This is a genomic window from Microbacterium umsixpiens (assembly GCF_053543675.1).
In genome coordinates this window covers 1,994-11,290 of record NZ_JBLVOH010000059.1, presented here as the reverse complement: position 1 = coordinate 11,290, position 9,297 = coordinate 1,994, and the positions used below count along the sequence as shown (strand labels likewise).

At 67.5% G+C, this 9,297-nt stretch carries 8 protein-coding genes; all 8 read left to right on the top strand.

Annotation, left to right across the window (positions count from 1 at the left end; genetic code table 11):
- Nucleotides 1-205 precede the first annotated feature (205 nt).
- Nucleotides 206-637: a division/cell wall cluster transcriptional repressor MraZ gene (gene mraZ / locus ACNPM4_RS05880; RefSeq protein WP_029261553.1), complete on the top strand. Its 432-nt coding sequence runs from the start codon at nt 206-208 to the stop codon at nt 635-637.
- A gap of 102 nt (nt 638-739) precedes the next feature.
- Nucleotides 740-1,678 carry a 16S rRNA (cytosine(1402)-N(4))-methyltransferase RsmH gene (gene rsmH / locus ACNPM4_RS05875; RefSeq protein WP_029261554.1) on the top strand — a complete coding sequence of 313 codons (939 nt, stop codon included), beginning with the start codon at nt 740-742 and terminating at the stop codon, nt 1,676-1,678.
- Complete coding sequence (gene ftsL, locus ACNPM4_RS05870) at nt 1,675-2,241, top strand: cell division protein FtsL (protein ID WP_448985044.1); 567 nt, start codon at nt 1,675-1,677, stop codon at nt 2,239-2,241. Before rsmH ends, ftsL begins: the two co-directional genes overlap by 4 nt.
- A 25-nt stretch (nt 2,242-2,266) precedes the next feature.
- Nucleotides 2,267-4,036: a peptidoglycan D,D-transpeptidase FtsI family protein gene (locus ACNPM4_RS05865; protein ID WP_448985043.1), complete on the top strand. Its 1,770-nt coding sequence runs from the start codon at nt 2,267-2,269 to the stop codon at nt 4,034-4,036.
- Between the two features lie 27 nt (nt 4,037-4,063).
- Nucleotides 4,064-5,476 carry a UDP-N-acetylmuramoyl-tripeptide--D-alanyl-D-alanine ligase gene (locus ACNPM4_RS05860; protein WP_448985042.1) on the top strand — a complete coding sequence of 471 codons (1,413 nt, stop codon included), beginning with the start codon at nt 4,064-4,066 and terminating at the stop codon, nt 5,474-5,476.
- Nucleotides 5,473-6,579 (top strand): phospho-N-acetylmuramoyl-pentapeptide-transferase, encoded by a 1,107-nt coding sequence (gene mraY / locus ACNPM4_RS05855; protein ID WP_091037314.1) that lies wholly within the window; start codon nt 5,473-5,475, stop codon nt 6,577-6,579. The genes ACNPM4_RS05860 and mraY overlap by 4 nt, the downstream gene beginning before the upstream one ends.
- Nucleotides 6,569-8,104, top strand: coding sequence for a UDP-N-acetylmuramoyl-L-alanine--D-glutamate ligase (gene murD, locus ACNPM4_RS05850; protein ID WP_448985041.1), 1,536 nt, complete (start codon nt 6,569-6,571; stop codon nt 8,102-8,104). The genes mraY and murD overlap by 11 nt, the downstream gene beginning before the upstream one ends.
- The gene (ftsW, locus tag ACNPM4_RS05845; protein ID WP_448985039.1) at nt 8,073-9,278 is read left to right on the top strand and encodes a putative lipid II flippase FtsW; all 1,206 of its coding nucleotides are present in this window, start codon (nt 8,073-8,075) and stop codon (nt 9,276-9,278) included. Before murD ends, ftsW begins: the two co-directional genes overlap by 32 nt.
- Nucleotides 9,279-9,297: the final 19 nt, after the last annotated feature.

Below are 9,297 nucleotides of genomic sequence, written 5' to 3'. Positions count from 1 at the left end.
CATCCGGGCTTCTTTCGTTAACGCGCGCCCCGCTCTGCTCCTCCACTGAGCCTCCACCTTCCTCCACCGCGGAATTCCGCGGTTTTTTGGCGCGCCCTTCGAGACGATGGCGCGATTTCTGCGGATTGGTCGTAGGTATGTGGAGGAAAGTGGAGTAAAGTGGGGCGCACCTCGAGTTGGCCGGACGGAGAGGGGGTGGTGGCCGATGCTGCTGGGTACGCACTCACCCAAGCTGGACGACAAGGGACGGGTCATCCTTCCTGCGAAGTTCCGCGAAGACCTCGGCGGCGGCATCGTCGTCACCCGAGGCCAGGAACGCTGCCTCTACGTGTTCAGCACGGCCGAGTTCGAGGCGATGCACGAGCGGATCCGTCAGGCCCCGCTCGCCAACAAGCAGGCGCGTGACTTCATGCGACTGTTCCTCTCCGGAGCGAGCGCGGAGATGCCCGACAGCCAGAACCGCATCACCATCCCCGCGCACCTGCGTCAGTACGCAGGTCTGCAGAAAGAGCTCATCGTCACCGGAGTCGGCGCACACGCCGAGATCTGGGATGCCGAGAGCTGGAACACCTACCTCGCCGCCGGCGAGGAGACCTACTCGGACCTCGAGCAGGAGGTGATTCCGGGACTCTTCTGACCACGGCTGTGATGCCCCGCCGCTCCCGCCCCGACACACTTCCCCGGTGCCGGGTCGAGAAGCGGAGGGGGATCAGAGCCGAAGGTCACCCCGAGAAAGATCATGAACCTCCGAGACATTCACACCCCCGTACTGCTCGACCGCTGCGTCGAGCTGCTCGCTCCCGCCCTCCAGGCGGACGGCGCGGTGCTCGTCGATGCCACGCTCGGCATGGGCGGCCACTCGGAGGCGCTTCTCGAGCGCTTCCCGAACATCCGCCTCGTCGGACTCGACCGCGACACCGACGCCCTGCGTATCGCGGGGGAGCGGCTCGCGCGCTTCAAAGACCGCGTGACGCTCGTGCATACGGTGTACGACGAGATCGGCCTGCACGCCCAGGGGGCCGCGGGCATCCTCTTCGACCTCGGCGTCTCCTCGCTGCAGCTGGATGAGGCCGAGCGAGGATTCGCGTACTCGAAGGATGCTCCGCTCGACATGCGTATGGATCAGACCAAGGGCGTCACGGCGGCCGACGTGATCGCGACGTACAACGAGGGCAACCTGCGGCGCATCTTCGAGCGGTACGGCGAGGAGAAGCTCGCCGGCCGTTATGCGCGCTTCATCATCGATGCCCGGCAGAAGCAGCCGATCACCCGCTCCGGCCAGCTGGTCGAGATCCTGATCGCCGCGACTCCGGCAGCCGCTCAGCGCGCCGGGCACCCGGCCAAGCGTGTGTTCCAGGCCCTGCGCATCGAGGTGAACACCGAGCTCAACGTGCTCGCCGATGCCATCCCGTCCGCGATGGATGCGCTCGGCGTCGGCGGACGCATCGTCGTGATGTCGTACCAGTCGCTCGAGGACCGCCTCGTCAAGCAGGCGTTCGCCGCTGCCGCAGCCTCGACTGCCCCGGCAGGGCTCCCCGTCGAGCTTCCCGAGCATGCTCCGAAGTTCCGCATCCTCACCAAGGGGGCAGAACTCGCCTCCGACGAAGAACGCGCGCGCAACCCGCGGGCGATACCGGTGCGGCTCCGAGCCGCCGAGAAGCTGCGGGAGAGCGCATGAGCCTGAACGCCGTCGTCCGCAAACCGGTCCAGCCGGTCGCACCCGCCCGCGAGCCGCAGCGGAGACTTCAGCCCGTCAGCTCGCCTGCCGTCCGCCGCAAGCCCAAGCTCGCCTACGCACTCGTCGCATTGGGGGGTGCGCTGGCGATCGGCGCGGCCCAGGTCGCGCTGTCGCTCGCGATCACGCAGGACTCGTTCACACTCGCCGGTCTCTCGTCCCAGCAGCGTGAGCTGAGTCTGCAGACGCACGCTCTCCAGGAGGAGCTCACCGGTCTGAGCTCGCCGCAGGTACTCGCCAACAGTGCTGCTGGGCTCGGCATGGTGGTGGCGGGATCGCCGTCGTACCTGCGTCTCAGCGATGGCGCGGTGTTCGGCACCGGGGCCGGAGCGGACTGGACGTCGACCGTGAACCCGGGCGGAGCGGGTGCGGTGAGCAACTCACTGATCGTCAAGCCCGCGCCGACGGAGACGAAGACGGCAACAGATGACGGCCCCTCGGGCGCGACGACCCCAGAACTGCCGCCGGCGATCACCGACGGACTCCCGAGCCCCACGACACGCTGAACACACACGATCGACGGAGAGACGCATGACGACACGAGCCACCCGCGGACCGCGGCGACGCACCGTCGTCGCCCTCGCCGTCATCCTGTCCGTGCTGGCGGCCTTCGTGGTGCGTCTGGTCGACATCCAGGTCGTGAGCGCCGACGAGCACGTCGCTCAGTCGCTCACCAAGATCGGCGTGGGCGACGAGATTCCGGGGCAGCGCGGATCGGTCGTCGATGCCGGTGGAACGGTTCTCGCCTCGAGCGTGCTCGTCTACGACGCGCAACTCAGCCCGCTCGTCATCAACCAGTTCGAGGAGAAGGACCCGAAGGTTCCGTGGGCGGAAGCATCCGAGAAGATCGCGGCGATCACCGGACAGACCGGCGACGAGGTCCGCGCGCTCGTCGCCGACGCTCTCGCGAAGGATTCGCAGAGCCAATACGCACCGCTCAAGAAGTCCCTCACCACCGAGCAGTACATCGAGCTGCGTGACCTGAAGCTCGCCTACCTCCACATGCAGGGGCGGGAGACGCGGGTCTACCCGAACGGCGCGGTCGCCGGAAACATCCTCGGCTTCCTCGACGGCTCGGGAACGGCGCAGGCCGGCATCGAGCAGCTGGGCGAAGAATGCCTGGCGCCGATCGATGGCGAGGAGTCCTACCGCCGCGGCGCGAACGGCGTCGTGATCCCGGGAAGCGAGCGCACGGTGGATGCCGTCGACGGTGGCTCGGTGCAGTTGACCATCAACAGTGATCTGCAGTGGTACCTGCAGCAGATGGTCGGCGAAGAGGCGCGTAAGCAGGGTGCGAAGGGCGGCACCGTCACCGTCGTCGAGGCGAAGACCGGGAAGATCCGTGCGGCGGCGGAGTGGCCGTCCCTGGACCCCAACGACCTCGACTCCTCGACGCCCGAGACGCGGTACAGCCAGATCTTCCACCGGGACTTCGAGCCGGGATCGACGTTCAAGGCGATCACCGCCGCCGCCGTCATCGAGGGCGCAGGGCTCACGCCCCTGAGCACGGTCACCGCATCGTCACGGGAGACGTTCCCCAACGGCGCCGTGATCAACGACGCGTTCAACCACCCGGCGTACAACTACACCCTCGCCGGCGGACTCATCGACTCCTCGAACGTGGCGCTGTCGAAGTTCGGCACCATGGTGAGTCCCGAGGTGCGCTACGACTACCTGGAGCGGTTCGGGGTCGGCGACAAGACGATCGACTTCCCCTCCGAGGTCGGCGGCACGCTGCACCCCGTCAGCGAATGGGACAGCCAGTCGCTCTACACGACGACCTTCGGACAGTACTACACGGTCACAGCGGCGCAGCTCGCCGGCGCGTACCAGGCGATCGCCAACGGCGGCGAGAAGATCGATCTGTCGCTGGTCGAGTCCTGCACCAAATCGGACGGCACCGTCGCCGCGCCCGACAAGCCGAAGCACGAGCAGATCATCGAGAAGCAGACCGCGGCCGAGATCACCCGGATGCTCGAGAACGTGGCCGTTCAGGGCGGGAACGCCGAGCGGATCCAGGTGCCCGGCTACCGTGTGACCAGCAAGACCGGTACCGCTCAGGTCGCAGACCCCGTCAACGGCGGCTACAAGAACGGCGTGTACTACACCAGCATGGTCGGCTTCGCGCCGGTGGACGATCCCCAGTACGTCGTCGTGGTCACCCTCGATGAGCCGACTAAGGTTGTATCGTCCGCGGCCACCGCATCCGCCTTCCAGAAGGCGATGACTCAGGTGATGAAAACGTATCGCGTGATGCCGTCCTCTGTCCCGATGGACGAGCTCCTTCCCAAGTTCGGATAGTCGGCGAGAGCCGCGCATGGAGATGAAATGATCGCCCTGACGCTCGCTGAGATCACCGCCGCAGTGAGCGGTGATCTGCGCGTGGCCGGAGAAGACACGGCCGAGACCGTCGTCGACGGCCTCGTCGACACGGACTCGCGGACGATGGTTCCCGGCTCGATCTTCGTCGCGAAGCCCGGCGCGGAGACCGACGGCCACCAGTTCGTGGGAGCCGCTGTCGCGGCCGGCGCCGTGCTGGCGATCGTGGAGCACCCGGTCGATGTGCCCGTCAGCCAGATCGTCGTCGCCGACGCCGTCGCTGCACTGGGTGAGCTGGCCAGGGAGGTCGTGGCTCGCGTGCGCGCCGGCGGCTCCCTCCGCATCATCGGGATCACCGGATCCAATGGCAAGACCACCACGAAGAACTTCCTCGCACGCATCCTCGAGGGTGAGGGCGAAACCGTCGCGCCGGTCAAGTCGTTCAACAACGAGGTCGGCGCCCCCGTCACGATGCTCCGCGTCACCGAGAACACGCGGTTCCTGGTGAGCGAGTTCGGGGCGGCGGCACCGGGCAGCATCGCGCACCTCGCCGGCCTCGTCGAGCCCGACGTGGCTGTCGTGCTCATGGTCGGCATGGCGCACGCCGGCGGATTCGGGGGGATCGAAGCCACCGCGAAGGCGAAGGCCGAACTCGTCGAAGCGGCTCGCGTTCCCGGGACCGCCGTCCTCAACTCCGATGACAGCAGGGTCGCCGCCATGCAAGGGATCGCCGAAGCGCGTGGTCTGCAGGTCGTCGGCTTCGGACAAGGGTCGAGCGCCGATGTCCGCGCGCACGACATCTCCGTCTCCGCCTCCGGCACATCCTGCACCGTCGAGGTCGGCGGCGACCGCCTGACCCTTCGTCTGCGGGTCCTCGGTGCGCATCACGTGTCCAACGCGCTGGCAGCCATCGCCGCAGCGCTCGTCGTCGGCGTCACGCCCGCAGACGCGGTCGCGCGTCTGGAGACGGTGGAGATCGCCGAGCGGTGGCGCATGCAGCCGCTGGGCAGCGACCGCGTGCGGATCATCAACGACGCCTACAACGCCAGCCCCGACTCGATGTCCGCGGCGTTGCGGACTCTCGCGCAGATCACCGGGCCGGAGGAGCGCACCGTCGCCGTCCTCGGCGCGATGACCGAGCTCGGAGAGAGCGCAGGGGAGGAGCATGACCGGATCGGTCTGCTCGCCGTCCGACTCAACATCCAACGCATCGTCGTCGTCGGCCCCGAGGCGCGGCGGCTCTACCTCGCTGCTGTCGGCGAGGGCTCCTGGGACAGTGAGGCCATCCACCTGGCCGACCAGGACGCAGCCTTCGAGTACCTGCGCACCGAGCTCCGCGACGGTGACCGCGTACTCGTGAAGTCATCCAATTCCGTGGGCCTCCGGCATCTCGGCGATCGTCTGGGAGAATTGTTCTCGTGAGGTCTCTCATCATGTCGGCGGCGATCTCGCTCGCCTTCACCCTGTTCCTGACTCCTGTCTTCCTCCGACTCTTCCGGAAGTGGGGCTGGGGGCAGGTCATCCGCACCCCGGAGTCGGTGCACAATCCGAGCCACGAGGCGAAGCGCGGCACGCCCACAATGGGCGGTGTCATCTTCATCGTCGGATCCATCGTCGGTTACTTCACCGGCGTGCTGGTGAGCGGTGAGGTGCCCGCACTCTCGGCGATCCTGGTGATCTGGCTGATGGTCGGCTTCGGCGCCGTCGGCTTCATCGACGACTACATGAAGGTCCGCAGCCAGCGCAGCCTCGGCCTGTCCGGCTGGCGCAAGGTGATCGGCCAGTTGCTCGTCATCGTCCCCTTCGGCATCGTCGCTCTGAACTTCCCGAACAAATGGGGGCAGATGCCGGCGAGCCCCGCGATCTCGCTCTTCCGCGACATCACCTGGTTGAACCTCTTCGCCTTCGGCGTCGTGCTCGGCTGGATCCTCTACCTCGTGTGGATCTCGATCATCGGCGTCGCGACCTCGAACAGTGTGAACCTGACGGACGGTCTCGACGGTCTCGCCGCCGGGGCCGGAGTCATCGTCGTCGGCGCCTACAGCGTGATCGCGTTCTGGCAGTTCAAGCAGCCCTGCATCGGCGGCGATCCCGACGCCCTCGGCGGTTGCTACGAGGTGCGCGACCCGTTCAACCTGGCCATCATCGCGGCATCGGTCGCCGCCAGCCTCATCGGGTTCCTCTGGTGGAACGCACCCAAGGCGAAGGTCTTCATGGGTGACGTCGGCTCGATGGCGATCGGCGGCGTGATCACCGCGATGGCGATCCTCACCCGCACCGAGCTTCTCCTGCTGGTGATCGCCGGCGTGTTCGTCCTGTCCTCCGGCTCGGTCATCCTGCAGCGCGCCTACTTCAAGATCACACGAGGCAAGCGGCTGTTCCTGATGAGTCCCTTCCATCACCACCTCGAGATGCGCGGCTGGTCCGAGGTCACGATCGTGGTGCGCATGTGGATCATCGCCGGACTCCTTGCGGTCTCGGCGGTCGGCCTCTTCTACGTCGAGTGGCTCACCCGTGTCGACTGATCGCCTGAGCGGACTCACGAGCTGGAACGCCGATTGGCGTGATCTCCGCGTCGCCGTGCTCGGCTTGTCGATGACGGGCTTCTCGGTGGCCGACACTCTCGCAGAGCTCGGTGCGGAGGTGCTCGTCCTCAGCGAGTCCGCAGAAGAGGAGTATGCGCGTCTGCTCCCGGTGATCGGTGCCGCGCTCGAGCTCGGCCCCCTGGCCGAGGTGCCGGCCGCACTGGTGGACTTCGCGCCCGAGGTGGTCATCGCCTCGCCCGGCTTCTCCCCATCGCACTCCGTGATCCGCTGGGCGCAGGCGTCGGGAATCGCGATCTGGGGCGATGTCGAACTCGCCTGGCGTGTCCGTGACAAGGTGGTCCGCGCCGACGGTACGCCGGCTGATTGGGTGCTCATCACGGGGACCAACGGCAAGACGACCACGACGCAACTCACGGCCTCGCTGCTGGTCGAGGGTGGCCTTCGTGCGGCGCCCTGCGGCAACATCGGCGTACCCGTCCTCGACGCGGTGCGGGATCCCGCCGGCTTCGACGTGCTCGTGGTCGAGCTCTCCAGCCACCAGCTCTGGTACCTCGGCCAGTCGCGGCCCGAGGGCGAGCTCTTCCCCTACGCGGCCGTGTGCCTCAACCTCGCCGACGACCACCTGGTGTGGCACGGCAGCGCCCAGGCATATCGCGACGCGAAGGCCGTGGTCTACCGCAACACCCGCGTCGCCTGCGTCTACAACAAGGCCGATGAGGCGACCCGGCTCATGGTCGAAGAGGCCGAGGTCGTCGAAGGAGCCCGCGCGATCGGTTTCGATCTCGGCATCCCCGGACCGAGCGACCTCGGCATCGTGGAGGGTCTCATCGTCGACCGCGCCTTCCTCGACGACCGCGCACGTAGCGCTCTCGAGCTGACGACCATCGCGGCCCTGGACGAGGCCGGGCTCGCGGCTCCGCACATCGTCCAGAACATCCTCGCCGCCAGTGCTCTGGCGCGGTCACTGGGAGTCCAACCGGAGGCGATCCACACGGCGCTGCAGAATTTCCGGCTGGACGCGCACCGCATCCAGGTCATCGCGCGGCATGCGGGCGTCACCTGGGTTGACGACTCCAAGGCCACCAATCCGCACGCCGCGGCGTCGTCGCTGCGGGCCTACCCCGGCGCGGTGTGGATCGTCGGGGGTGACTTGAAGGGCGTCGACATCGCCGATCTGGTCGCCGATGTCGGTGCGACGGCTCGAGCGGCAGTCGTGATCGGGGTCGAGCGGGCCTCCGTGGTCGCGGCATTCCGGCGACACGCGCCGTCGGTACCGGTGTTCGAGGTCGATGCTGGCGAGACTGGACAGGTCATGAACCGTGTCGTGGAGATCGCGTCGGGGATCGTCGAAGGCGAGGGCACAGTCCTGCTGGCCCCGGCGGCGGCATCGTTCGATCAGTTCTCGAGCTACGCGGATCGAGGTCACCGTTTCGCCGAGGCGGTGCGTGACTGGATAGACCGGGGGAGCGCCGATGACGCAGGTGTCCCGCCCTCCGCGCTCTGAGTCCGGCGGACTCGCCGCCAGGGTGTCGCTCGGACGCCGGTTCACGCCGGTGTCGACCGAGTTCCTCCTCATCGCGTCGACCGCCCTGCTGCTGACACTCTTCGGCCTGGTCATGGTGCTCTCCGCGACCAGCGCGCCCGCGGTCGCGAGCGGAGCCGATCCGATGGGCGGCGTCCTCCGCCAGGGCGTGTTCGCGCTCCTCGGAGTCCCGCTGATGTTCCTGATCAGCCGTCTACCCGTCGCGTTCCTGAAGAAGATGGCGTGGCCCGCGCTGTTCGGCGCCGTCGCCCTGCAGCTGCTCGTGTTCACCCCCCTGGGGATCGAAGACGGCGGAAACCGGAACTGGATCGACATCGGCGGCTTCACGCTGCAGCCCTCCGAGTTCCTGAAGCTCGCACTGGCTCTGTGGATCGCCGCGGTGCTGCTGCGCAAGCAGGCCATGCTCGGCACCTGGCACCACGTCTTCATCCCCGTGATCCCGGTCGGGGCGCTGGCGATCGGTACCGTGCTCGCCGGCAAGGACCTCGGCACCGCGATGGTGCTGGTGCTCATCCTGCTGGGCTGCCTCTTCTTCTCGGGCGTCAAGCTTCGCCTGTTCATCATCCCGGTGGTGATCGGCATCGGCGCGGTCCTCGCCTACGCGCTGTCGAGCCAGGACCGGATGCGGCGCATCACGGCGACCTGCGACAACATGGCGCTGTACGAGAGCGACTGCTACCAGTCCATCCACGGCATCTGGGGGATGGCATCGGGCGGGATATTCGGGCTCGGACTCGGCAACTCCCAGGAGAAGTACGGCTGGCTGCCCGCCGCCGGCAACGACTTCATCTTCGCGATCGTCGGGGAAGAGCTCGGGCTGATCGGCTGCATCGTCGTTCTGGCGCTGTTCACGTTCTTCACGGTCGGTGCCTTCCACGTGATCCGGAAGACGCCGGATCCCTTCATCCGCGTCGCGGCCGGCGGAATCACGGTGTGGATCGTCGGTCAGGCCGTGCTCAACATCGGCGTCGTCATCGGTGTGTTCCCGGTGATGGGAGTCCCGCTCCCGTTCATGTCTCAGGGAGGCACGGCACTGCTCGCCGTGCTGATCGCGTGTGGGGTGCTGCTCGCCTTCGCGCGCACCATTCCCGTGGTCGAGAAGCCCTCAGCCGAGCGGGGTAGGGTCACCAGGTGACCTCGTACCTCCTCGCCGG

Excerpts from the sequence above, each read along its gene's own strand:
- mraZ (WP_029261553.1), top strand. The coding sequence starts at position 206 with ATGCTGCTGGGTACGCACTCACCCAAGCTGGACGACAAGGGACGGGTC.
- ACNPM4_RS05860 (WP_448985042.1), top strand. The coding sequence starts at position 4,064 with ATGATCGCCCTGACGCTCGCTGAGATCACCGCCGCAGTGAGCGGTGAT.
- ftsW (WP_448985039.1), top strand. The coding sequence starts at position 8,073 with ATGACGCAGGTGTCCCGCCCTCCGCGCTCTGAGTCCGGCGGACTCGCC.
- ftsL (WP_448985044.1), top strand. The coding sequence starts at position 1,675 with ATGAGCCTGAACGCCGTCGTCCGCAAACCGGTCCAGCCGGTCGCACCC.
- rsmH (WP_029261554.1), top strand. The coding sequence starts at position 740 with ATGAACCTCCGAGACATTCACACCCCCGTACTGCTCGACCGCTGCGTC.
- ACNPM4_RS05865 (WP_448985043.1), top strand. The coding sequence starts at position 2,267 with ATGACGACACGAGCCACCCGCGGACCGCGGCGACGCACCGTCGTCGCC.